Here is a 25,202-nt window from a genome sequence, read left to right on the forward strand (position 1 = left end):
TTTTCTTTTATCAATGTATCTATATTTTAAAGGAAAACGGAGCTGAATGAAATCCGAAGATTTCATCCAACTCCGTTTATTATTGGGGACTTATGTCACAGCCCCCTTTAAATTAATTTGAAATTACATCATTCCGCCCATACCGGCACCTGGTTGTGGTGCAGCTGGAGCAGCATCCTTTGGTTCTGGCTTGTCAGCAACTACTGCTTCAGTAGTTAATAACAATGCAGAAACAGATGTAGCGTTTTGTAATGCTGAACGTGTAACCTTAGTTGGGTCAACAATACCAGCATCAATCATGTCTTCAAACTTGCCATCAGCAGCGTTGTAACCAACACCTGGTTTTTCATTCTTTAATTGGTTAACAATTACAGAACCTTCAACACCAGCGTTTTCAGCAATTTGACGTACAGGAGCTTCTAGTGCATTCTTAACGATCTTAACACCAGTTGCTTCGTCACCGGAAACATCCTTTTCTACAGCTTCAATGTCTGGAATAACGTTTACCAAAGCAGTTCCACCACCAGGAACAAATCCTTCTTGAACGGCAGCCCGGGTAGCGTTCAAAGCATCTTCAATCCGGTACTTCTTTTCCTTCAATTCAGTTTCAGTTGCGGCACCAACTTTAACAACTGCAACCCCACCAGATAACTTAGCAAGGCGTTCTTGAAGCTTTTCTTTGTCAAAGTCAGAAGTAGTCTTAGCAATAGCTTGCTTGATTTGGTCAACACGATCAGCGATTGCAGCCTTGTCACCATTACCATCAACAATAGTAGTTGCATCCTTAGTAACAGTAACCTTGTTAGCTTGACCTAATTGGTCAATAGTAACATCCTTCAATTGCATACCTAAGTCATCAGAAATGACAGTACCACCGGTCAAAATAGCGATATCTTGCAATTGAGCCTTTCGACGGTCACCAAAGCCTGGAGCCTTAACAGAACATACGTTGAAAGTACCACGAATCTTGTTCAAAACAAGAGTTGGTAATGCTTCACCAGTAATGTCATCAGCAATAATTAAGAGTGCCCGTCCTTGTTGAACAACTGATTGTAGTAATGGAAGGATATCTTGAATGTTGCTAATCTTCTTATCAGTGATCAAAATGTATGGGTTATCCAAATCAGCTTCCATCTTGTCATTGTCGGTAACCATGTATTGAGACATGTATCCACGATCAAAGCTCATCCCTTCAACGACATCAACACTAGTTTCAACACCACGGGAGTCTTCAATAGTGATAACACCATCATGACCAACCTTTTCCATTGCATCCGCAATTAATTTACCAACTTCTGGATTGGCAGCAGAAATGGAAGCAATTTGTGCAATGTCATCTTTGGTCTTAACATCATGGCTCATCTTGTGTAATCCAGCAACTGCAGCTTTAGTTGCCTTTTCAATCCCACGACGAACACCTACAGGGTTAGCACCAGCAGTAACGTTCTTCATGCCTTCGTTAACGATAGCTTGAGTTAAAACAGTAGCAGTAGTAGTACCGTCACCGGCAATATCATTAGTCTTGGAAGCAACTTCAGCAACTAACTTAGCACCCATGTTTTCAAAATGGTCTTCTAAGTCAATGCTCTTCGCAATTGTTACACCGTCATTAGTAATTGTTGGTGAACCATAGTTTTGTTCCAAAACAACGTTCCGACCCTTTGGACCAATAGTGGTCTTAACAGTATCAGCAAGTTTGTCAACACCAGCCATCATAGACTTACGTGCATCTTCACCGAACTTTAAATCTTTTGCCATAAATTTTCACCTCATTAAAAAATTATCAACAATGATTAATCAGAAACTAGTCAACAACCGCAACTAAGTCCTTATCGTGAACAACCAGGTACTTATCACCTTGGTACTCAACTTCGTTACCAGCATACTTGTCAAAGAGAACAGTATCGCCAACCTTAACGCTTACTGGAACCTTAGTCCCGTTATCAAGAACACGACCATCACCAACAGCGATAACTTCACCCGTAGTTGGCTTGTCCTTAGCATTTGATGCTAAAACAATTCCTCCAACAGTTTCTTCTTTTTCTTGGGCGGCTTTCAAAACCACGCGATCTCCTAATGGCTTTAACACGATAATCCCTCCAAATTGATTCAATTTTTTTATTTAGCACTTTTGTGTTTCGAGTGTTAGCACTCACAAGTATTAAGTGCTAACCACATTTATTATTATATCATCTTAGTGTTCAATTACAACAAAAAGTTTGACCTTTTTTGACTAAATAAAAAAGCCGGCTTATTTAGGCCTGGCTTTTACATTGACAATTTATTTGTTCTCGTATTCTTATTTAGACTTTGATTTAATCATTATTTTCCTGATTATCCATATGATTACTTTCAATAAAGTAAATCAGAGTTTGCAATTCATTTGTTAAATCGATGTTTTGCACTTGAACATTCTCAGGGACCGACAATCGTACTGGTGAGAAATTCAAAATTCCGTGAACCCCTACCTCAACTAAGTCATCTGTTACCTTTTGTGCTTGCGAAGCAGGAACCGTTAAAATAACAACATCGATTTGTTGTTCTTTAATTTGCTTCTTCAATTCATTAGCTGGATAAACTGGAATGCCGCTTTTTATTGTGTTGGCTAATGCTGGTTTAGGGTCAAATGCAGCACTAATCCGTAAGTTAGTACTTTGATGGAAATTATAATTCATCAAAGCACTACCTAAACTACCAACACCAACCAAAGCAACACTAGTTAACTTGTCTTGGTTCAGAATTCCTTTGAAAAACTTAATTAAACTCTCAACATCATATCCGTAACCACGTTTGCCCAACTCACCAAAGTACGAGAAATCCCGTCGAATAGTAGCTGAGTCAACTTGCACGGCTTCAGACAATTCTGTCGAAGATACTCGCCGTTTATTAGCATTCAGCAAGGCGTTTAAATATCGGTAATAAACCGGTAGTCGCTTTGCTGTTGCCCGCGGTATTTTGCGAGTTGGCATGATTATTCCTCCATTCAATTCATAAAATGATTGTGAATTAATCTACTTGATATTCTAGCAATTAATTCTGACTTTGTGAACCATTTTGCAAAAAAGATCTATTTAGAAGTATTGGCATATTTATGCTAAAATCCTCTTAGAACATTAATATATTAGAAGTTAAACGAGGTTTTTCAATGTTATTATTGCAGGCGAATAATGTTGAGCGCCGGTTTGGTGCCGATATTTTATTTCACAATGTGAATATGCAAATCGATGAACACAGTCGAACTGCACTGGTGGGCCGTAACGGGGCTGGTAAGACTACGTTACTAAAAATGATTGCAGGAATTACTGAACCAGATGAAGGAACGATTTCTAAAGCTCACGATTTATCAATTGGATATTTAGCTCAGGATCAAGGATTAGACTCCCAAAATAACATTTGGGATGAATTAGATAGTGTTTTTGCACCTCTTCATGAGATGGAGAAGTCAATCCACCAACTTGAGGAAAAACTGTCATCCATTGATAGTACCACTGATGAATATCAATATATCATCCAACAATATGATCATCTTCAAACTACATTTAAAGAGCAAGGTGGATTCGAATACGCATCAAAAATGCGGGGAGTCTTAACCGGTTTTGGTTTTGGTGAAGATATGTACGATCTGCCAATTAACTCTCTTTCCGGTGGTCAAAAAACAAAGCTTGCTCTTGCAAAGATTCTTCTTCAGGAGCCACAACTGCTGATCTTAGACGAACCTACCAACCATTTAGATATGAACGTTTTGAACTGGTTGGAAGATTATTTACGTGGTTATAACGGGTCCGTTTTAGTTGTCTCTCATGACCGCTACTTTTTAGACCATGTCGTTAGTCAAGTTTATGACCTAGATAATCAGACTTTGACCCATTATACTGGCAATTATTCTGCATTCACTAAAGAAAAGGCAGACTGGTTAAGAGCAGAAATGAAGCACTACGACCAGCAGCAAAAGAAAATTGCAAAATTAGAAGACTTCGTTAATAAAAATTTAGTACGAGCATCAACAACTAAGCGTGCACAAGCGCGGCGTAAACAATTAGAAAAAATGGACCGCATGGAACGCCCTACGACCGACGATAGCTCAATTCATTTTTCATTTCATTCTGATAAAGACAGTGGTAATGAAGTTCTAGACGTTGAAAACTTAAAAGTCGGTTACAACGAAAATGTATTGGCCGGACCATTAAGTTTTAAAGAACGTAAAGGTCAACGAATTGGTATCATCGGCCCAAATGGAATTGGTAAGTCAACCCTGCTCAAAACTATTTTAAAGAAGCAACCCGCTATTAGCGGATCGATTAAACTTGGTGCTAACCTGGAGATTGGTTACTACGATCAGGAACAACAACAACTCCACCCAGATAAAACTGTTTTAGATGAGGTTTGGGATGATCATCCTGAAGTTCCTGAAACTGAAATCCGCTCATTATTGGGAAGCTTTCTATTTGTTGGTGATGATGTATTTAAAACAGTTAAAGAACTTAGTGGTGGACAAAAAGCGCGTCTGGAACTTACCAAGCTTTCCTTCCAACCAATTAATTTCTTGATTTTAGACGAACCTACTAATCACTTAGACATTGATAGTCGAGAAGTACTAGAAACCGCAATTAATGAATTTACTGGAACCGTGCTTTTTGTTTCACACGATCGTTACTTTTTGAATCAAGTTGCTACTGACATTTTAAATATGTCCAGCACTGGTATCACACACTATCAAGGCAACTACGATGATTTTGTAAACGAAACATCTACTTTATCACAGAATGAAGACAAGACTACCATCCCTTCAACTACTCAGACCTCTAGTAAGAAATCCGCTGGTCAACAAAGTTATCAGGCTAGCAAGCAAAATCAACGTGCTCGCCGTAAGATTCAACGAGAAGTTGATAAGTTTGAACAAGAAATGGATAGCCTTCAAGCCAAACATGACCAAATTGAACAACAAATGAGCGCTCCGGAAGTCGCCACTGACATTGCGAAATTAAGTGACCTCCAAAAGCAATTAGATGAGTGCCAACAACAACTAGATCAAGCAGAAGAAAATTGGACAGACGCTGCTGAGCGGTTGGAAGAATTTGATCAAGAATAAACAATTTAAATAGGCCCTGAACATTCAATAATCTGAATGCTTAGGGCCATTTATTTTCACTATAAAAAGTGCCAGTTACTCTCTCTAATATTGAACTTTAATCACTTCACCTTCATTAAATGTTTCAATTTCACCATTGTCAAGTTCAATGAGTAACTGTCCATCATTATTAATTCCCTTAACTATTCCAGTAATATTCTCCTGAGCCAATTTTAGCGTAACCGTCTTACCAGTTAAGACTAAGCGCTTTCGATAATCGCTTAGAAAATCGCCGGACTGATAAGTACTCTTTAAATGCCAGATTGTTTTGATTAAATCCGCTGCTAACTTGTTACGGTCAATTATTTTCTTACTGTCCAAGCTACCAACGGTGCGATCAATATCATCAGGAAAATCAGCAGTGCATAAATTCAAGCCCACTCCAACAATCCAACTAACGCTGTTCCCCTGGATTTGGGCTTCTACTAAAATCCCTCCAACCTTTGCATCATCAAGCATTACATCATTAACCCATTTCACGCCAAGTTTCTTTTCTGGGTAATATTCTTCAAGTAGGTTTGCAATCTGATCTGCTAAACCTGTAGTAAATAATCCGGCCTTATTCATTTCTCCTTTTTCAATGTTTGGTAACAACACACTAAGATAAAGTCCCGTTTCACTTGGTGAATAAAAAGATCGTGCCTTCTTACCATATCCACTGGTTTGCCTTTCCGCCAAAAAAGCCTGCAGCGATGTTTGGTCTGCTTGCTTAGCCATTTCTTGGGTGGAGCTCACAACAGATTCTATAACAACATTTCCCGGGAAATCTTTACCTAACTCAGAACTGATTGTCTGTTGCTTTAGTTTCATTTACATTCTCCTCATAACAAAAGGGGCTAGCGCTCGTTTTACCGAACGTTACCCCCTATAGTGATAATTATCAAGCTAATTTAAAGCCACATTGAGCTTACTTTTCATCTGCTTTTAGTTGGATCAAAAGGTCCTGACTATCCATTACAGTTCCTTCACTAGCATAGATTTTTTCAACAGTACCATCAAAGGAAGCCTTAATAGTTGTTTCCATCTTCATGGCTTCAGTAACAATCAAAGAGTCGCCCTTCTTGACATGATCACCATCTTTAACCAGCACTTCTACAACGGTACCATTCAATGGCATCCCAATTTGTCCGGGATTACTAGGGTCAGCCTTTGGCACTTTAACCTTAGCATCGGTATGAATCTGGTCTTCAACTGGTAATTCAACTTGTTCACCATCAACGGCAAAGAAGAGGTGGCGATTACCATCCACATCAACATCAGATATTGAGTCTAGGCGCAAAATCTCAGTCTTACCAGGGGCAATGTGAATATGAACTGTTTCACCAGGCCGCATCCCTTGATAGAAAGTATTAGTATCCAAGACACTAATCCGCCCATATTGTTGATGACGCTTGAAGTAATCCATGAATACATCTGGGTATAGTACGTATGAAATTACTTCTTCTTCACTTGGTTCACGACCAATCTTGTTTTCCAATTCTTTAGCAACTTGATCAAAGTCAACTGGTTTCGCCAAACTACCAGGACGTACCGTAATAGCCTTCTGGCCCTTTAATACGACCGCTTGAAGTTCCTTAGGAAAACCACCATATGGTTGGCCTAAATCACCAGCAAAGAAGTTTACCACAGATTCAGGGAAGTCAAGGGTCTTACCACGTTCCAAAATGTTGTCAGCCGTTAAGTTATTTTGAATCATAAAGATTGCTAAATCACCAACGACCTTTGAACTTGGCGTTACCTTAACAATGTCACCGAGTAGTCGATTTACAACCCGGTACATTGCTTTCACTTGTTCAAAATCATCTAAGCCAAGCGACTTAGCTTGTTGTTGCAAGTTGGAGTATTGTCCACCAGGCATTTCAGTTTCATAAATGTCAGGCAGAGGTGCATTAATACCATTAGCAAAGTCTTTATACAATGGTCGAATGCCAGCCCAATATTGATTAATCTTTTCAACATTATCAATATCTAATTCTGGTTGCCGCTCATTGCCTTCCAAGCTGTAATAGAAACTGCTCATGCTTGGCTGACTAGTGGTACTAGACAGCGCACTCATTGCAACATCTACTACATCAACACCAGCACGAGTTGCTTGATCATAAGTAGCAACTCCATTACCGGTTGTATCATGAGTATGAAGGTGAACCGGTACATCATATTTAGCCTTTAATTCACCAACTAATTCATAAGCTGCATCAGGCTTCAATAATCCGGCCATGTCCTTAATACCCAGGATTTGAGCACCAGCATCTACTAATTCTCCAGCCAGCTTCTTATAGTAATCCAATGTGTACTTGGTTTCATCTGGGCTCAGCAGATCTCCCGTGTAACACATTGTTCCTTCAGCAATCTTACCGGTGTTACGAACGTATTCAATGCTCTTTTGCATTTGTTCAACCCAGTTAAGGCTGTCAAAAATCCGGAACACATCTACGCCGTCTTCAGCGCTCTTGTCAATGAATTTCTTCAAAACATTATCTGGATAGTTTTGATAACCTACCGCATTTGAACCACGTAATAGCATTTGCAACAACGTATGCGGCATTCTTTGACGAAGCATCTTCAACCGTTTCCAAGGATCCTCTCCTAAGAATCTATAAGCAACGTCAAATGTTGCTCCACCCCATGTTTCTGCAGAAAACAGGTTTGGTAATGCTCGATCATAGATATCGGCCACTGGTAACATATCATGAGTCCGCATTCGTGTGGCAAACAGACTCTGGTGTGCGTCCCGCATTGATGTATCAGTGAGTAATACTAACTTTTGTTTCTTAACCCAATCCATTGCTGCATCAGCACCTTGGTGGTCTAGAACATACTTAGCATTAACGATTGGTAATGCACTATCTGCATCCAATGCCATTTCAGCTAATTTCACATTTGCAGGTTGGACTTGGTCTTGACGTTTAACACCATTAAAGCCGTTAACAGTAACATCACCAACATAGTTCAATAATTGCTGCTGGGTATCTGGTTTATGATCAAACTTAAATAGTGACGGTGTGTGATCAATAAAGGCAGTATGTGCTTCACCCTTTTGGAAAACAGGATTCTTCAACACATTTAACATAAATGGAATATTGGTCTTCACACCACGAATTTGAAATTCGTTGAGTACCCGAATCATTTTATCAACTGTGTTATGGAAGGTTCGCGCATGGACACAAGCCTTAACTAATAATGAATCGAAGTACGGTGTAACAACTGCTCCTGCATAAGTATTACCACCATCTAAACGAACACCATTACCACCAGGTGAACGGTAGGTTAAAATCCGACCAGTGTCTGGCATGAAGTTATTTTCTGGATCTTCCGTAGTAACCCGACATTGAATAGCATAACCACTCATTGTCAAATCATCCTGAGCTGGCAAGTGTAAATCCTTATGCAAATCTGCACCGGCTGCAATTCGAATTTGAGAACGAACAATATCAACACCAGTAATTAACTCAGTAACGGTATGTTCAACCTGGATCCGTGGATTAACTTCAATAAAGTAGAAGTTGTCTTTGGTAACCAAAAATTCTACCGTACCGGCATTTTGGTAGTGAACACCCTTCATTAACCGCACAGCCGCATCACAAATTTCTTTACGACGCTGATCATCTAACGCTAAGCTGGGTGCAAATTCAATGACCTTCTGGTTCCGACGTTGTACGGAGCAATCTCTTTCAAAGAGGTGCATTACATGCCCATGCTCATCAGCTAAAATTTGCACTTCAATGTGCTTAGGGTTTTCGAGATACTTTTCAACGTAAAGTTCATCATCACCGAAAGATGCTTTTGCTTCACTCCGGGCACGGTCATAAGCGGTTTTGAGATCTTCATCATCCTTAACAATCCGCATTCCACGACCGCCACCGCCCATCGCTGCCTTGATCATGATTGGGTATCCATGAGTATGAGCGAACTCTTTCATTTCTTCCATTGATTGAACAGGTTCATTGATTCCTGGAATGGTATGGAGACCATTTTTTTCAGCAACCTCTTTGGCTGTAATTTTATCTCCAAAAATCTTTAATTGTTCAACCGTTGGGCCAATAAATGTAATTCCATTTTGTGCACATTTTTCAGCAAACTCTTCATTTTCTGCTAAAAAACCGTATCCTGGGTGAATTGCATCGGCACCTGTCTGCTTGGCAACCCGAATAATATCATCCATGTCTAAATAAGCATCAATTGGCTTCTTTCCCGCACCAATTTGGTATGCTTCGTCCGCACGAAATCTATGAACCCCGTACTCATCTTCCTTTGCATAAACTGCGACAGTCTTAAGTCCCAGTTCGTGACAGGCACGAATAATCCGGATTGCAATTTCACCACGATTTGCAATCAATACTTTCTTCAAATCTTCCACCGCCTTAATACGAACATATTTCCTACTTCACTGCTCAATCATACCATATTCTAACGAAATAACATTACAAAAAATGAGAAAATGGTTAAAAATTTAATTATTTACAAAAAAAGCAGGCCGTGACATGCGCTCCCTTATATAGTGTAAAAGTAAACAGCGCGATACATAAATAAGACCCAAGCATTCAGAAAATCCGAACTCTTGGGTCTTATTTATGATCAACTCATCGACGGGGAAATCGAAAGCAAAATCGGAAACAGCTTCTGTCGCGCATCCTCTATCTAAATTCAATTACTTCTTGTTGACTAGAAAAGACAGACCAGGAACTGCATTTAAATCGTTACCGGCCCTGTCACCATGTTGAAATGCCACATAACCAGCTGCCCCAATCATTGCAGCATTATCACCGCAATATTTTAATGGTGCTTGAAGCATCTTAACTTCTGGGAAGTATTTAGCCATATCATGGGTTAAACGGTCACGTAACCCGTGATTAGCAGCGACGCCACCAGCTAAAATCAGTTGTTTCACTGGATATTCCCCTAATGCACGCATGGTTTTCTCTGCTAAAACATCAACAACACTTTGCTGGAAACTAGCAGCTAAATCCTTTTTATTTAACTTTTCTCCACGCTGGTCAGCATTATGACAAGTGTTAATAAAGGCACTCTTGAGCCCTGAAAAACTAAAATCGAGGTTACTTTCCTTTTCCATCGCTCTTGGAAAATCAAAAGTATCTTCCCCTTCATGGGCCCACTCGTCAATTGTCTTCCCAGCAGGATAATTGACACCTAGCACTCGGCCGATTTTGTCATAGGCTTCCCCTGCTGCGTCATCTCGTGTCTCGCCAATGATTTCATACTCGTGTTCACTCTTCATATATACTAATTCCGTATGACCACCGGAAACCAACAGTGCCATTTGCGGAAATTGAAATTCTCCTGCAAAACGTGCTGCGTAGATGTGACCTTCCATATGGTTAATTGGTATGAGTGGCAATTGATGAGCCCAAGCCACGGTTTTGGCCGCTGTTACTCCAATTAATAGAGAGCCAACTAGTCCTGGTCCATATGTCACCGCAACTGCATCTAAATCATCATAATCCACTCCCGCTTCATCCAATGCTTGGTGAATACAACGGGTAATCCATTCAATATGGTGCCGACTAGCTACTTCAGGCACAACTCCACCAAATCTTTGGTGACTTTCAATTTGAGTGGCAACAATATTTGAAAGAATTTCTACACCATTTTTTACTACTGCCACACTGGTCTCATCACAACTTGACTCAAAAGCCAGAATTAACGTATCCTTTGCCATCCCAATTTCCTTTCATCAATTTAATTTTTTTAACATGTTAAACGCGTCTTCTCCGTCATCATGGTAGTAATGCTCACGAACTTGGGTTTTAATAAAGCCAAGACTTGTATACAAGCGCTGAGCAGTCACATTAGACCGCCGTACTTCTAAGCTCATACTTAATAGTTGCCTCTGACGCGCCTGGTTTTCAACTTCATGAAGTAAAAAGGTTCCTAATCCATGCATTTGATATTTGGGAATTACTCCAATATTTGTAATATGAACATCCCGTGCATAATCATTAAATGATGCGCCAATAAATGCTATCATTTCTTGTGAATTTTGATCTACTAATAATAAATATAAAGTATTAGGGCGGCCCATATCAATTTCAAACGATTGTCGATCCCATGGTTCACCACCATATATTTGCCGCTCAATCTGCAATAATTGATTTATATCTAACCGCCGTCCTCGAACAACCTTATACCGTTGATTGCCAACCACAACATCATGGTCTTCGTAATTAATCGGCTGTCCATTAATACCATCAAAAAAACTAGCTAACCATCGGTTAAACTTCTTGAACATAGTTTGATTCGTCATGCTTTCCGGGATGTGCTTTCAGCCAATTTACTTCAGCTTCTGTAATCCTCAAATAATTAGGAACAAAATCGTCAATATCTTTTACTGCTGGAGCTTTTTCCCCCAGAATAGCCAATTGGTAAGTAGATGGCATTGCATAACTAGGTGCCAATAATTGAACGTTATTTGGTAATGGATCAGCATTCTTGCTGATTTTAGGAGTCATCTCACCCACTAGATAGACAGGATGGTTTCCCTTTTTTAATGTAGCTAACAAATCGTTATATGCAACATGTTGTTCATTCATTACATTAACCAATCTACCATTCTGATACTGGTACCCACCAGTAAATACGTTGCCACGTCGTGCATCCATAAATGGAACAATCAGGTTATCGGTAATATTTGGTACATTGGCCGCTAATACTTGTAAACTGGAGATGCCAACAAGTTCCTTATTAATGGTCATTGCAAGGGTCTTAGCTGTTGTTACTGCAATCCGAACTCCTGTATATGAACCAGGGCCCTTGGCTACAACAACACGATCAATATCTTTTGGTTGCCAACCTACCTTATCAAATAAATCATTGATAGCTGGTAACACATAAATACTATGGTTGCGAACCATGTTCAGAGTAATTGTTGCCTTTAACTGATCATCTTCAACCAGGGCGACACTCATTGGATGGTTCGACGTATCAATCGCTAATATCTTCATTGTTTTTCGTCCTTTCATTCTGTAAGTATCTTACCATATCAGTCAAGATCCTTGGTTAATTTGTTTCAAATTATGCAAAACAAAAAAGCTGATGTCTAATCAGCTTTCTTTGATTAATTACGATCATCATATCCTTTAGGATGAGTAGAATGCCATTTCCAAGCTGTAGCAATAATGTCATGTACATCATCAAACTGTGGTTTCCAGCCAAGTACACTCCGGGCCTTATCACTAGCAGCAATCAACGAATCTGGGTCTCCTGGACGCCGATCAGCAATTTTTGCAGGAATTTCTTTTCCTGTTACTTCCCGTGCAGCTTCAAGCATTTGCTTATTAGAAAAACCAGTTGAAGAACCAAGGTTAAAGGCATTTGACTTATTATTTTCTTTTAAGTACTTCAATGCCAAGATATGAGCATCCGCAAGGTCCATTACATGGACGTAATCACGTACATTAGTACCATCTGGAGTGTCATAATCATCACCAAAAATACTTAATTCCTTCCGCTTACCTTGAGCTACTTGCAAGATAATTGGAACTAAGTGTGTTTCTGGGCCATGGTCTTCACCAATGGTGCCATCTGGCGCTGCACCAGCAACGTTAAAGTAACGAAGGGCAACAAATTTGATGCCATATGCTTGATCAGCCCAAGCCATCATATGTTCCATCATTAGTTTGGATAATCCATATGGGTTAATTGGGTTTTGTGGATCAGTTTCTTTAATTGGCATGTGCTCTGGAACACCATAGGTAGCTGCGGTGGAACTGAAGACAATGTACTTTACTCCAAAGTCACGCATTGCTTCCAAAAGCGTAATCATACCACCAGTGTTGTTATCAAAATACTTTAGCGGTTCACTCATTGATTCTGGAACAATTGAGAATGCAGCAAAGTGAACAACTGCTGTAATATCTTCATTAATGAAAATCTGATCCAAAAATGCGCGATCCCGAATATCACCTTGATATAATTTTGCCTTCGGATTAATGGCCTTTTTGTGACCAGTAGATAGGTTATCTGCAACAACAACATCTTGCCCTTGTTCTACTAACCGCTTTACCATATGAGAGCCGATATACCCGGCACCACCACAAACCAAAATTGACATCTTTTATTTGCCTCCGTTTTGACCAAAATTTACTAACTTGTATTATATCACAGACTAATTTTAGCAGAAATTTGCAGTTATATCTCTTGTAATTGACTCTTTTCAATTTCATGATCCAGGTATTCAAATAAAATCCCTTCACGTAGTCCATTATTACTAAACCGCACTTCTGGCATACTTAATTGGCGCAGTAAAGCCATCAGCGGTAATAAGCCACCTACAATCACGTCAGCACGCAAGCTATTTATTCCTCGAATTGCTGCTCTTCCTTCACAATCAGTTGCCAGCAATTCATGCATCATTTGTGAAGCTTCATCCGTCTGCATTGTCAAACCATGGACTGGACGAACTGTTGCCGGATCTTTAGCTAACTTCCAGCGGTACATTTTGGCCAGTGCACGATTACTACCACCAAGTGCTACTACTTGTGTATGACGAGCACGATTTAACCATCGTTGGCTGGACAACATCTCATCCACTTTAATGGCTGCATCATACAGGTCTGCTGCGCTTATTTGATCATTCAGATGATATCTCTGTGATAAAACAACAGAGCCGATTGGCAAACTGACTAATTCCTCAGCTTGTCCCTGGTCAACAAGGATCATTTCCATACTGGCCCCACCGGTATCCACAATCAAGCCATTATCAATCTTTAATGTTCGCGATACTCCAACATAGTCTAAATAGGCTTCACGTTCTCCTGAAATGACTGTGAAATCTATACCGACTTTCTCTCGAACCATCTTTAAAAATTCTTCTTGGTTGACGGCCTGACGAACTGCCGCAGTCGCAACCGCAACTAATCGAACATTATCCAATTCTGCACAGATTGCTTTAAACTTCAGAAGCGCATTAATTGTTCGCTCCATTGGTGCTGGTTGTAGCACTTTCATTGCACCCATGTTTTCAGACAACCGCACATATTCCTTTTCATATCGAACTAACTCGGTTTTACCATTTTCAAATATCTTAGTAATTCGTAGTCGGCAAGAGTTCGACCCCAAATCAATAATTGCTAAATTATTACTCATAAACTACTCCTTCGATGTGTCATCATCAGTTCTAAGGTGGAGACCAGAAACATGCTTAGTCAACGTTTCAAAAACATTACTAAACCGTTTTTTGTTCTTTCGTTTATGTTTTTCTTCTTTACGAAGTTCTGTAGCTTCATCCATAAAGAATTGTTGTGAGTTAAATGGTTCGTCACCAGGTTGCATCTTCACGTAGTGGTCACCCTTTAAATTCCAAGCCTTTTCATTATCTTTCCACATACTCTTAAAAATGCTAATTGCCCGTGCTTTGGTATCTTCTTCCGTGACAGGATATAACTCTTCAACCCGCCGATTCAAGTTTCTAGTCATCATATCTGCACTTGCTAAGTAGATTTCTTCATGACCATTACCAACAAAGTAGTAAATTCGTGAGTGTTCCAAGAAGCGTCCCACAATGGAGTGGACATGGATATTACCATGCAATTCTGGCAAATCATTTCTCAAACAGGTGATTCCACGGACAATTAAGTGAATTTCAACACCCGCTGCCGCTGCTTCATATAGGTGAGCAATAATCTGCTTATCTGACAGTGAATTCATTTTCATCCCGATTAGTGCTGGATTGCCACTTTTGGCAATTTTAATCTGCTGGTCGATTTTTTCATTAATAAAGTCCCGAATCCCGTTTGGTGAGACGTGCAGCTTATGGAAATACTTAGGACGCGCAAATCCTGACAGCATATTAAACAGGTTTGTCATATCAAGACCTAATTCATAGTCACAAGTTAAGAGACCCATATCGGTGTAAAAATGAGCAGTAACATCATTGTAATTACCAGTTCCAAGGTGCATGTATCGCCGCAATCCGTCTTCATCACGACGGATAACCAGTGCTAATTTACAGTGGGTTTTTAGCCCTGCTAGCCCATAAATAACATGACATCCCATTCGTTCAAGGCGTCGTGCCCACCGAACGTTATTTTTTTCATCAAAACGAGCTTTAACTTCCACCAGTACGGTAACCTGCTTGCCACGTTGCGCAGCCATTCCTAAATACTTAATAATTGGTGAATTTCCGGAGACCCGGTATAACGTCATTTTAATGGCGAGTGTTTGTTCGTCGAGTGCAGCTTGATGAATAAAGTTCACCACGGATTGGAAGCTATCATAAGGATGTTGCATTAAATAATCTTTTTGGCGAATAGCATTGAAAATATTGTGATCCATATCTAATACCGGGTTGAGGTATGGCTTAAATGGCGGATATCTTAAATCATCATGCCCGGTCACCATGCCAGAAAGTTTCTTTAAAAAGCTTAGGTCTACTGGTCCATCAACCCGATAAATGGCATCATCCGCAACTCCTAAGTTTTCGATCAAACGATCTTCCAACCATTCATCAAAATTCAAGCCAATTTCTAGGCGCATTACTTGTCCGTGTTCCCGAGCCCGTAACTGATGTTGAACTGACCGTAATAAGTCTGATGTGTCTTCTTCAGCTACATCTAAATCCATATCACGCATTACACGATAGGTACCACTAGCATCAATTTTGTAACCTGGGAATAAGACATTCATGAATTCTTGAATCAAATCATCAATCAACACAAAATGATTCTTTTCTGGTAATTTAACAAGTCGTTTGTAAATGCTTGGCACTCGAATTGTAGCAAACTTGTCCCCCTGATCTTGACGGTCGTCATGTGGTTCAGGTGTTTGCCCTTGAACTTCCTGATCCCCTTCTAAGACTTCGCCATCGTTGCTATTCGATTTTTTTACATTCCGATGCAACTTTACTGCAACGTTGAGTGAGCCATTATTGATAAACGGAAATGGTCGCGATGCATCATCCGCCATGGGAGTTAATACCGGCAATAGCTCATCATTAAAATACCTTCTGGTAAATTCATAATCTTTCTCGTCTAGATCACGTTCTTTAATAATTTTAATATCGTGGTTAGCTAATTCTGGCAAAATATTTTTATTATAAACCTGGTAGCGTCGCTCAACCATCCGATGCTCTTTTGCATTGACTGCTTTTAATTGTTCTTCTGGTGTCATTCCTGATGCATCAGTTGTTTTAACCCCTGCAGCAGATAATTTGTGAAGTGAAGCAACCCGTACCATGAAAAACTCATCAACATTACTCTGTGTAATACCGACAAAGTTAGCTTGCTCCAACAGTGGGTTATGTGGGTCTAAAGCTTCGTCCAGTACTCGTCCGTTGAAATCAATCCATGACAATTCGCGGTTAACATAATTCTTTGGTTGATAGAAATCTTTGTACATCATCTAATTCCTCCCCACAATCACTAACTTTGGGTGTAAACCATATACTTCAGTAAACAGTTGGTTTTTACGTTCAAAAGCCCATTGCTCTAATACTAGGTCATCAGTTGTTTTAACTTGAATTTGCAGGTCTTCACCAACTAACTCTAAATGAACTCTCAGGATTTTCTGCTGACGAGAATCATCAAGCGAATCTGCAACACGCAGAATCGCTGCCAATTGTGAAACTGGTAATTGAATGGCACTGTCCAAATGCATGTAGTGTGGCTGATCAACTTCAGGTGCTTCAGAGCTGTGATACCGTGACACTTCAGCAATGATTTCATTATCTTGGCTAGAAAGTCCTACTAACGGGTTGGCTTCCAGGATATAAGCGGAGTGTCGATAGTGTCCCTGGGGGTTAATAAAGTTACCAATATCATCCACTTTACATGCTATTTCCAGTAACAAACGGTAGTGACTATCTAGCCTATGAATTGGTTCAAGTGCATCATAGAGTTGCATTGCCACTTTAGTTACAAACCTTTTGTGATTAGAGTCTGCCCCATAGCGAAGCGCTAAATTATCAGCAGCTGTCTTTACCATGTTTACTAAGAATTGTGGATCATTATGAGTTACTTCTAAGCCGTCCAAAATCGACGCATTAGTGATGTAAATCTTCTTAACGTTCAAAAGCCGCATTACTTGACGCACTATTAAGTAGGTAGGAAGCACCCAGTTAACGCTCTGTTCATCGACATCATAGTGACGAATAATGTATTGGTCAGAAGCATTTAATAGGTGCCGATAACGCTTATGGAATTCTTTATGAGGAATCTTATCAACAGCGTGATCTTCCTTAATATAGCGTTCTGCCAAAGTATCCGCACCCTGAATCAGCATTGTTGTTTCGGTACTGCTCTTCAATTCAGGAACCAGATATTCAAGTTTGGAGCTGATGTAGTCCAAAATAATATCACTAGGCGTCGCTGCCGTTTGACGTAAATTATCTACTAGTTGACTAAGACGTGCCTTCCCCATATCAATTTCCCAAGATGTGGCGTAACTACCATTTTTAAAATATGCTAGATTACTGGTACTTAAGCCGATATTCAAAACGTAACCAGTTAACTGAGAATCTTCTAATTGCTGGTTTGCAACGTTATGAACGGCCGCTAAAATTTGTGCCAATGTTTGATCTTTATTCAACCATTCAATTTTGAACCCCGTGCGTACAAATATTTGATTGGCAACATACTTTCCAGTTACTAAATCCATATCTGTTAAGGCGCCATATAACCGATAATTTGCCACTTGATATTCTTCCAGCAACCGTTTAAATCCAAGCAAATTGTTAGTAATAGCAGATATATTTTCAGCATAATTAGCAATTTGATTTTGACCAACGTGCAGAGATCCAGACCGGGCTTCATTAACGACTCTATTATGATCCAAGTCAATAATTCGGAGAGTTAACCGATCAGGTTTTAGTAATATTAACCCTAACAATCCTTTTTCCACACCAAACACCCCTTTGGACAATTATCTTTCATACTTTCAGAATACCACGGGAAATCATTAAAAGGGAAGATACCAAACGATATCTTCCCTTTTGTTTTTAGATTTATTTCCATTTAATTGTTGCGGTTGCACACTCATCATTGCCAACCATAATTTTATGTTGGGTAACAATCTGTTGATCACTCTTCTGTGGCCCCAGAGATTGGCTTACAACGGTCGTTTGCGGTCGCACTTCATGTTCGTAATTCATCCGCAAACCAACGATTTGGTGATTTTTTAAAAACTCATGATCTAAAGTATCTAACATCCAATCAAAATATTTAGCGTTGTTAACGTGACCATTATAATCAATATCAAAATACCGTACTTGATACTGACTACTTTGCCAATTGTCATCTAGTTTTACCTTATCCGGTCGTGCGACCTTAGGTAAACGAATAGTGGATTTTTCTGCATATGGAGCCATGATTGCAGTAGGAATTTTGGCCATGCGTCGCTTGGTTAAATCCATGTACACAAATAGTCCTTTAATTTCACCAATTTGTTCACCTGCTGCATTCAAAATCATAAATTGCCGGACAACAAAGAACTTATTATAAGCCAGCACTTGAGTTTGAAGTTGTATTACATCACTTTCACGGGGCCATTCTTTATTAAAATGCGCTTCGTAATCAATGATTACCCAGCCACCACCCATTTTGAGTGTTGTATGTTCATCTACTCCTAACTCAGCATTTTGTTTTTCAGAAGCTAAAATGATTAAAGCAATTAATGTACTTAAACTAATATGACCACTTGGATCACATTCATAATAATTCACTTGATGATTCATGCTAAATACAGATGATTCCGCCATAATGCACTCCTACAATTGATGATATTCTTTATAAAGCTCTTGACGTTTGATTCCTAGCCGTTTAGCAACCAGCTTAATTGCTGCATTAGTACTAAGTCCATTCTCAATTTCTTGGTCAATTTGTTCAATCGGACTTCCCATAGGTTGGTTGTCATCCTGATCCGGATGATCATTACCAGCAACCAAAATTACAAATTCACCACGTATCTCTTGGGTTTGCGCCCACTCATTAGCATCAGCTAACGTTCCCCTTAAAAACTCTTCATACCGCTTAGTTAGCTCACGTGCTAGTACCACACGCCGTTCTTTGCCAAAAACTTCTTGCATCGTTTTAAGTGTCTTCTTTAACCGATGCGGAGCTTCATAAAATATCATTGTTTCTGGCCGATTTTTTAACTCTTCTAGTTCCACCACTTGTTGCTGATGTTTACGGTCTAAAAATCCATAAAAGAAGAACGGTTGCGGTGTTAACCCGGATGCGATTAGTGCTGTCAGTCCTGCGTTAGGCCCAGGCAATGGAATAACAGGAATATCATCTTCTGTACAAGCTGCTACCAATTCCTTTCCAGGGTCTGAAATAGATGGCATTCCAGCATCACTGCATTGGGCTATCGTTTGTCCTGATTGCAGTTTAGATAACAATTGAGGAATTCGTTCTGCCGTATTGTGTTCATGAAATGAAATCGCCGGTGTATGGATATCAAAATGGTTAAGGAGCATTTGAGTATGACGAGTATCTTCAGCAGCAATCAAGTCAACATCTTTCAAAATTTGAATTGCCCTAAATGTCATATCATCCAAATTACCAATTGGTGTCGGAACTAAATATAGTTTCCCACCTGTACTTTGAAAACTAGAAGTTTGATTAAGCATATCCTTCTCCTATTTTTGTCGACCATAGATTGCGTCTAAACAAAATGTACATGACTCATTTTTCTCTAGTCGTTTACCGTACATATCATTGCAAACATGAAACCCTTCCTGGTAAAGCTTTTGCAAGATTTTGCGTGATTCTGACAAACCATCTTCCTGCTTTTTTTCGTGACTTTGCGCAATTACTGACTGTAAATGTTCATTTTCGATAGTTAATCTAGCGTTTTCTGCTAATACCTTGGTCATTCGATCAGACAAAACTTCAACACTATCCACCAAGTCTTTGGTTTGTTGTGTTAACCGCGCAAATTGATCATAAATTTCATTCTTATCAACCGGTTGTTGTTTCACGACGTTTCACCTACCCATGCAAAATTTGTAAAATCCGCAATGTCTGTTGTTCTGCCACATTTTGAAAATTAATATTTTGTTCTAGTAATTGATGTGCTTCTAAAGTAACTTGGCTTACCTGAATAATTTGTGAAGCTTGATATCGTAGCAATCCCTGATTAATAATTTGCTTCCACTGTACAAAGTATAAATTACTATCAGTTGCTGCTTTGGTCTTAATTACCAATGCGTCTCGCCAAATTAGTGCCATCAAATCTAAAATTACCTGTTGACGTTCACGGTCAGTTGCTAAGCCCTTCATTACTGTTTGAACACCAACAAAAGCAACTGGATCACCATTAGTTAATTCTTTATACCACTGCACTACAGCATCCACGGCCTTAGCTAGCCAATCATCTGCCACCCACTTAGTAGCTTGTTCAGCAGAATCGGTTAATCCTAAAGCGACCGACCGCAAATATTCTGGAACGGATTGATCATCCATCATTTGCTTGGTGATCTCCTTTGGCAAAGGACGCATTTCAATAACCTGCGTTCTGGACTGAATTGTTGGCAATACAGCATTTTTATTGTTAGTCAACATAAAAATATAAATACCAGGGCCCGGTTCTTCAATAAACTTTAAAAGACTATTAGCAGCGTTCGTAGTCATTTTATCGGCATCTTCAATGATGAATACTTTTCGTTGTCCTTCCATCCCGGATTTAGAAAATTCAGCCTTAATGTGACGAATTTGATCAACTTTGATTTGCCGTCCTTCAGCCTGTGCAATTACCACATCAGGATGGTTACCTGACAAAATTCGCTGACACTCAGGACAAGTTAAATCAGGCTCGCCGTCTTTTACATTTGGGCAAAAAAGACACAGCGAAAGCCACTGCGATAATTCATGTTTGCCGGATCCATTTGGTCCTACAAACAAATAAGCGTGAGCTAACTCCCCATTGCTAATGGTTTGCTTAAACTGCTTCACAATCGTAGGCTGCAAATCTTTAGCTGTTAACGATAGTTCACTCACGCTCTATTCCTCCATTGAGACCATTAAAAATGAATCATCTGATCAACCGGTAAAATAAATACCGTTGCTCCGCCTACCTGAACATTCACTGGTACGGAATTAGCCGCATTATCAATGTAGGCGTTCGGTGTCATATATTCTTGACGAGTTTTAGCATTGGCCTTAATAATTTCTAAAGCTTCGTCCACTCGTTCGTCTTTCACAACAATGATGAAGGTAGTATTTCCTTCATGCAGAAATCCCCCGGATGTTGCTAATTTTGTAACACCAATCTTGTTCTTTGCTAACGCATCCCGAACACGATTGCTATCCTTAGGCTGCACAATGGCCACAATCATCTTCATTTTTCATGTCTCCTTTAATTATATATATTTTTAAAATGGTGCTGAATGGCTCGTTGAGTATCACTAATCACATCCGCTAACGGTTGACTTGCATCAATAACCACGATCCGTTCCTTATGGCGTTGAGCGAGTACTAGGTAAGATGCTCGCACATCACGATGAAAACGCAACTTTTCACGATCTAAGCGGTTGACCTGATCAGAACGGTGTTGGTTAATTCGCTGTATACCTAATTCTGAGTCAATGTCTAGATAAATCGTTAATTGGGGCAACAGTCCGTGGATAGCAAACTGGTTCAGTTCCCAAATATCATCTGTTCCTAAATGGCGACCGCCACCCTGATAAGCAACAGAGCTATCAATATATCGGTCGCTAAGAACAACTTTACCGGCCTTTAGTGCCGGCTCAATGTCTTCCACAATATGCTGACGACGGGCAGCAGCAAATAGAAGCGCTTCTGTTCTAGCATCCATATTTGTATTCTGATCATCAAATAACACATCCCGAATTTGCTCAGAAATCCGGTTGCCGCCCGGTTCACGAGTTAATAAAACCTTCTGGTACCCAAGACGACTCGTCATGTCATGATAAATCGCGTTAATGACACTGGTTTTTCCAGCCCCATCTGGGCCTTCAAATGAAATAAAAGTTCCCTTCATTAAAGTTATCTCCTAATGTTGGATTACGCCACCGTTTAAATGGCCATGCGCTTTTCTTTGACGTGCTTTTTTATATAAGTACATGTATTTGCACTCTTGCAACTTAGCACGGTCATTTAATTCACTATCAACATCACTTTCATAAACTGCTTGTTTGGTTTCCTTAGCCTGATTCCAACTATCTTTCGTTGCATAAATTAACTGCATCAGTTTATCGTTGCCAATTTTATGCATCCGGTGTGGATCTGATTTTAAAAACATCGTTACATCTCCGTTCTCCCCTGCACAGCCTTAAACAGGGTTACCTCATCAGTGTAGTCAATATCAGCACCGGCAGATAAACCGTGTGCAAGCCGTGTTACCTTAATTCCAGCCGGTTTTAATAGCTTTGCTAAGTATTGGGCAGTGGTCTCTCCATCCATTGAAGCATTAGTTGCAACAATTACTTCTTTGACCTCAGAATGTTTTTTCAAACGTTCAATCAACGATGGAATGTTAATGTCCATTGGACCAGTTCCTTCACTTGGTGAGATTGTACCGTGCAAAACATGGTATAAGCCATGGTATTCATTCATTCTTTCCATTGCCATCACATCTCTAGAATGTTCCACTACCAAAATAGTACTCTGGTCCCGCCCCTGGTCCTTACAAATTGGGCATGGGTCATCTTCTGTGATATTGCCACAAATCGAACAATAGTGCAGATCCTTTTTAACAGCAACTAGTGACTTAGAAAAATCTTGAACGTCTTCATCGTCCATTCCAATTGTGTAGAAGGCTAATCGTGTTGCTGTTTTTTCACCAATTCCAGGTAATTTCATGTAGCTAGCAATTAACTTTGCAATCGGTTCTGGATACTGCATTTTACATCCCTAATCCTTTGGTGTATTTACCAAGCTTTTGTTGCGTTGCTGCATCAACCTTTTGTAAACCGTCATTTACAGCAGCCATTACTAAATCAGTTAACATATCAACATCGTCCGGATCAACTGCTTCTGGCTTAATTTGCAAATCAACTAACTTTTTATCACCAGTGAACTTAGCACTAACCATATCATCTGGAGCAACACCCACAAACTCTTGGGCAGCCAAATCCTTTTGTTCTGCCATCATCTGTTTTTGCATCTTTTGAGCTTGTTTCATCATTTGTTGCATATTCATACCATTCATTCCACGCATAATTATATTTCTCCTTTTTAATCGTCTTTAATTTCAACATCAGCAGAGCCAAACATTTGAGTAGCCTGCTTGGTTATTTGATCTTGTTCTTTTTTAGCAGGTTCTTTAACCGGATCTGCTACCTGACTGCCTTTTTGCTTATCAAAATATCCTCGATCGGCTAAAAAATCATGACGAATTTGTGGCCACTTAGCACTTGGAACAAAAACCACATGACGCTCACTGCCCGTGATTTTTTCCAATCCCTGATTGATATTATCTGCTAAGCTACCGACTGAAGCTTTTTGAAGCAAAAAACCATTATCAAATGATACCACAACTCCATCTGGACTAGCAGCTACTGGTTTAGAAAGCTCTAATAACGAGCGGTAAGCCGGATTTAACATGTTTAAAACATCAGGCCACATATTCTGCAGATCAATTAAATCTTGCTTCGTTGCATGATCCAGAATTCTGTAAACTTGTTCTAAATTAATGCGTACCGGTTGAACTCCGGTGTTCTCACGACGTTTCTGAGCTTTAACAGTCTTTGGTTGAGTTCCTCCCGGTTGCTGAAGCTGTTTAACAAGTTGCTGTAATTTTTCAACTTGTTGTTTTAACCGGGTTAATTCCCGTTCATCAGCGGCATTAGTAACTTTCTCTTGCTGACTATCGTCAATCTGGCTTAACCGGATCGTTAGAACTTCCAAATAGACATCTGGATGGGTCGTAAACCGCATTTCATCCTGAACCTGGTTTAAAATGTCAATCATTTGATACATTAATTGAGCACTTGCCAATTGGCTGAGGGTCTGGAAGTCTTCATCTTTTAATCCTGTAGATGCCACCTGAATTAAATCTGGCGACTCTTGGTATAACAAAATATCGCGAATAAATGAAATTAAATCTTCAATGAATCTCTGACCATCCTTACCTTGCTCAAGGATCTGATCCATCGTCTTCAATGCCTCAGGGCTTTGATGCTGGACAACCTGCATAAAGTAACTTTGCATTAATTTTTTGGTAACACTACCCGTTACTAATAAGGCATCATCTAATTTAACGTGATCATCACTAAAAGATAACACCTGATCCAAAATGCTTAAAGCGTCACGCATTCCACCTTCCGCAGCATTAGCAATTACCCATAAAGCTTTATCTTCATACTTAAATTGCTTCTCATCTAAGATATATTTCATCCGGTCAAAAATATCCTGTGGTGAAATTCGATGAAAATCAAATCGTTGTACTCGGCTAAGAATAGTTAACGGAATTTTATGAGGCTCCGTAGTTGCCAAAATAAAAATCACGTTAGCCGGTGGTTCTTCAAGTGTTTTCAATAGAGCATTAAAGGCCCCTGTAGAAAGCATGTGCACTTCGTCAATAATGTATACCTTATAATCAGCTTGCGTTGGTGCATACTTGGCCTTGTCACGAATATCACGAATCTCTTCGACACCATTATTGGAAGCAGCATCAATCTCAATAACGTCGTTTAATGTTCCATCCGTGATTGCTTGACAAATCTCACATTGATTACAAGGTTCACCATTTTTTTGGTGATGACAATTGACCGCCTTAGCAAAAATCTTTGCAGCAGACGTTTTACCCGTACCACGTGGACCTGCAAAGAGGTAAGCATGGCTAATTTGATTCGTAATGATCGCATTTTTTAACGTTTGCGTAATGACTTGCTGTCCTACAACGTCATCAAACCGTTGCGGTCGCCAGACTCGATACAAAGCTTGATAGCTCATAAAATTCCTCCTTGGATCCAAAACATCTGCTAAATATTATACTAGCTTTTGTCATTGCAATAAAAGATTAATTCGCATTCAGAATTTTTATTTTAACATCCCGAAATGTCAATTTAAATTAGAAAAATGTTGAAAGCTGTTCATCTGTGACGTGACTTAGGAATACTTCAAGTGGTGTGCGGTAGTGAAGTGACTTCCGTGGAATA

General features: G+C 39.7%; 23 protein-coding genes. 1 reads left to right on the top strand and 22 read right to left on the bottom strand.

Annotated features, from left to right (window positions below):
* Positions 1-123: 123 nt before the first annotated feature.
* The 3 genes from groL to H5975_RS02780 form a co-directional block, all read right to left on the bottom strand.
* Complete coding sequence (gene groL, locus H5975_RS02770; protein ID WP_178661879.1) at positions 124-1,758, bottom strand: chaperonin GroEL; 1,635 nt, start codon at positions 1,756-1,758, stop codon at positions 124-126.
* A 46-nt stretch (positions 1,759-1,804) separates the two neighbouring features.
* Positions 1,805-2,089, bottom strand: coding sequence for a co-chaperone GroES (gene groES, locus H5975_RS02775; protein WP_178661881.1), 285 nt, complete (start codon positions 2,087-2,089; stop codon positions 1,805-1,807).
* 226 nt (positions 2,090-2,315) lie between these two features.
* The gene (locus H5975_RS02780; RefSeq protein WP_204784794.1) at positions 2,316-2,969 is read right to left on the bottom strand and encodes a redox-sensing transcriptional repressor Rex; all 654 of its coding nucleotides are present in this window, start codon (positions 2,967-2,969) and stop codon (positions 2,316-2,318) included.
* 176 nt (positions 2,970-3,145) lie between these two features.
* Between H5975_RS02780 and H5975_RS02785 the strand changes: the two genes are divergently transcribed.
* Positions 3,146-5,089 carry an ABC-F family ATP-binding cassette domain-containing protein gene (locus H5975_RS02785; protein WP_204784795.1) on the top strand — a complete coding sequence of 648 codons (1,944 nt, stop codon included), beginning with the start codon at positions 3,146-3,148 and terminating at the stop codon, positions 5,087-5,089.
* Positions 5,090-5,173: 84 nt separating this feature from the next.
* Here H5975_RS02785 and H5975_RS02790 read toward each other — a convergent pair whose 3' ends face one another.
* From H5975_RS02790 to dnaX, 19 genes are all read right to left on the bottom strand, one after another.
* A complete protein-coding gene (locus tag H5975_RS02790; protein ID WP_204784797.1) occupies positions 5,174-5,938 on the bottom strand; it encodes a biotin--[acetyl-CoA-carboxylase] ligase in 765 nt (254 codons plus the stop codon).
* 97 nt (positions 5,939-6,035) lie between these two features.
* The gene (locus H5975_RS02795) at positions 6,036-9,476 is read right to left on the bottom strand and encodes a pyruvate carboxylase (RefSeq protein ID WP_204784799.1); all 3,441 of its coding nucleotides are present in this window, start codon (positions 9,474-9,476) and stop codon (positions 6,036-6,038) included.
* Positions 9,477-9,776: 300 nt separating this feature from the next.
* Positions 9,777-10,805 carry a tRNA (adenosine(37)-N6)-threonylcarbamoyltransferase complex transferase subunit TsaD gene (tsaD, locus tag H5975_RS02800; RefSeq protein ID WP_204784801.1) on the bottom strand — a complete coding sequence of 343 codons (1,029 nt, stop codon included), beginning with the start codon at positions 10,803-10,805 and terminating at the stop codon, positions 9,777-9,779.
* Between the two features lie 15 nt (positions 10,806-10,820).
* Complete coding sequence (gene rimI, locus H5975_RS02805; RefSeq protein ID WP_204784803.1) at positions 10,821-11,375, bottom strand: ribosomal protein S18-alanine N-acetyltransferase; 555 nt, start codon at positions 11,373-11,375, stop codon at positions 10,821-10,823.
* Positions 11,359-12,087, bottom strand: a complete 729-nt coding sequence (gene tsaB, locus H5975_RS02810; protein ID WP_204784805.1) for a tRNA (adenosine(37)-N6)-threonylcarbamoyltransferase complex dimerization subunit type 1 TsaB — start codon at positions 12,085-12,087, stop codon at positions 11,359-11,361. The genes rimI and tsaB overlap by 17 nt, the downstream gene beginning before the upstream one ends.
* 113 nt (positions 12,088-12,200) lie before the next feature.
* Positions 12,201-13,196 (bottom strand): UDP-glucose 4-epimerase GalE, encoded by a 996-nt coding sequence (gene galE, locus H5975_RS02815; RefSeq protein WP_204784806.1) that lies wholly within the window; start codon positions 13,194-13,196, stop codon positions 12,201-12,203.
* Positions 13,197-13,273: 77 nt separating this feature from the next.
* Positions 13,274-14,230, bottom strand: a complete 957-nt coding sequence (locus H5975_RS02820) for a Ppx/GppA family phosphatase (protein ID WP_204784807.1) — start codon at positions 14,228-14,230, stop codon at positions 13,274-13,276.
* A 3-nt stretch (positions 14,231-14,233) separates the two neighbouring features.
* Positions 14,234-16,480, bottom strand: coding sequence for an RNA degradosome polyphosphate kinase (locus tag H5975_RS02825; protein ID WP_204784816.1), 2,247 nt, complete (start codon positions 16,478-16,480; stop codon positions 14,234-14,236).
* 3 nt (positions 16,481-16,483) lie between these two features.
* Positions 16,484-17,980, bottom strand: coding sequence for an exopolyphosphatase (locus H5975_RS02830; RefSeq protein ID WP_204784808.1), 1,497 nt, complete (start codon positions 17,978-17,980; stop codon positions 16,484-16,486).
* 103 nt (positions 17,981-18,083) lie between these two features.
* Positions 18,084-18,836, bottom strand: coding sequence for an acyl-[acyl-carrier-protein] thioesterase (locus H5975_RS02835; RefSeq protein WP_204784809.1), 753 nt, complete (start codon positions 18,834-18,836; stop codon positions 18,084-18,086).
* A 9-nt stretch (positions 18,837-18,845) separates the two neighbouring features.
* Entirely contained in the window at positions 18,846-19,709 is an 864-nt protein-coding gene (rsmI, locus tag H5975_RS02840; RefSeq protein WP_204784810.1) for a 16S rRNA (cytidine(1402)-2'-O)-methyltransferase, read from the bottom strand.
* Positions 19,710-19,718: 9 nt separating this feature from the next.
* Entirely contained in the window at positions 19,719-20,060 is a 342-nt protein-coding gene (locus H5975_RS02845; protein ID WP_178661916.1) for a DNA replication initiation control protein YabA, read from the bottom strand.
* 10 nt (positions 20,061-20,070) lie between these two features.
* The gene (holB, locus tag H5975_RS02850) at positions 20,071-21,078 is read right to left on the bottom strand and encodes a DNA polymerase III subunit delta' (protein WP_204784811.1); all 1,008 of its coding nucleotides are present in this window, start codon (positions 21,076-21,078) and stop codon (positions 20,071-20,073) included.
* Between the two features lie 23 nt (positions 21,079-21,101).
* A complete protein-coding gene (locus H5975_RS02855) occupies positions 21,102-21,422 on the bottom strand; it encodes a cyclic-di-AMP receptor (RefSeq protein ID WP_204784812.1) in 321 nt (106 codons plus the stop codon).
* Between the two features lie 14 nt (positions 21,423-21,436).
* Entirely contained in the window at positions 21,437-22,081 is a 645-nt protein-coding gene (gene tmk, locus H5975_RS02860; RefSeq protein ID WP_204784813.1) for a dTMP kinase, read from the bottom strand.
* A 12-nt stretch (positions 22,082-22,093) separates the two neighbouring features.
* Positions 22,094-22,342, bottom strand: coding sequence for a YaaL family protein (locus H5975_RS02865; RefSeq protein WP_178661924.1), 249 nt, complete (start codon positions 22,340-22,342; stop codon positions 22,094-22,096).
* 2 nt (positions 22,343-22,344) lie between these two features.
* Positions 22,345-22,944, bottom strand: a complete 600-nt coding sequence (gene recR, locus H5975_RS02870; RefSeq protein WP_204784814.1) for a recombination mediator RecR — start codon at positions 22,942-22,944, stop codon at positions 22,345-22,347.
* 1 nt (position 22,945) lies between these two features.
* Positions 22,946-23,260: a YbaB/EbfC family nucleoid-associated protein gene (locus H5975_RS02875; protein ID WP_178661927.1), complete on the bottom strand. Its 315-nt coding sequence runs from the start codon at positions 23,258-23,260 to the stop codon at positions 22,946-22,948.
* 17 nt (positions 23,261-23,277) lie between these two features.
* Positions 23,278-24,996, bottom strand: a complete 1,719-nt coding sequence (gene dnaX / locus H5975_RS02880; protein ID WP_204784815.1) for a DNA polymerase III subunit gamma/tau — start codon at positions 24,994-24,996, stop codon at positions 23,278-23,280.
* Positions 24,997-25,202 lie beyond the last annotated feature (206 nt).

This window comes from Limosilactobacillus coleohominis, from assembly GCF_016901675.1.
In the GTDB taxonomy this organism is placed as follows: domain Bacteria; phylum Bacillota; class Bacilli; order Lactobacillales; family Lactobacillaceae; genus Limosilactobacillus; species Limosilactobacillus intestinavium.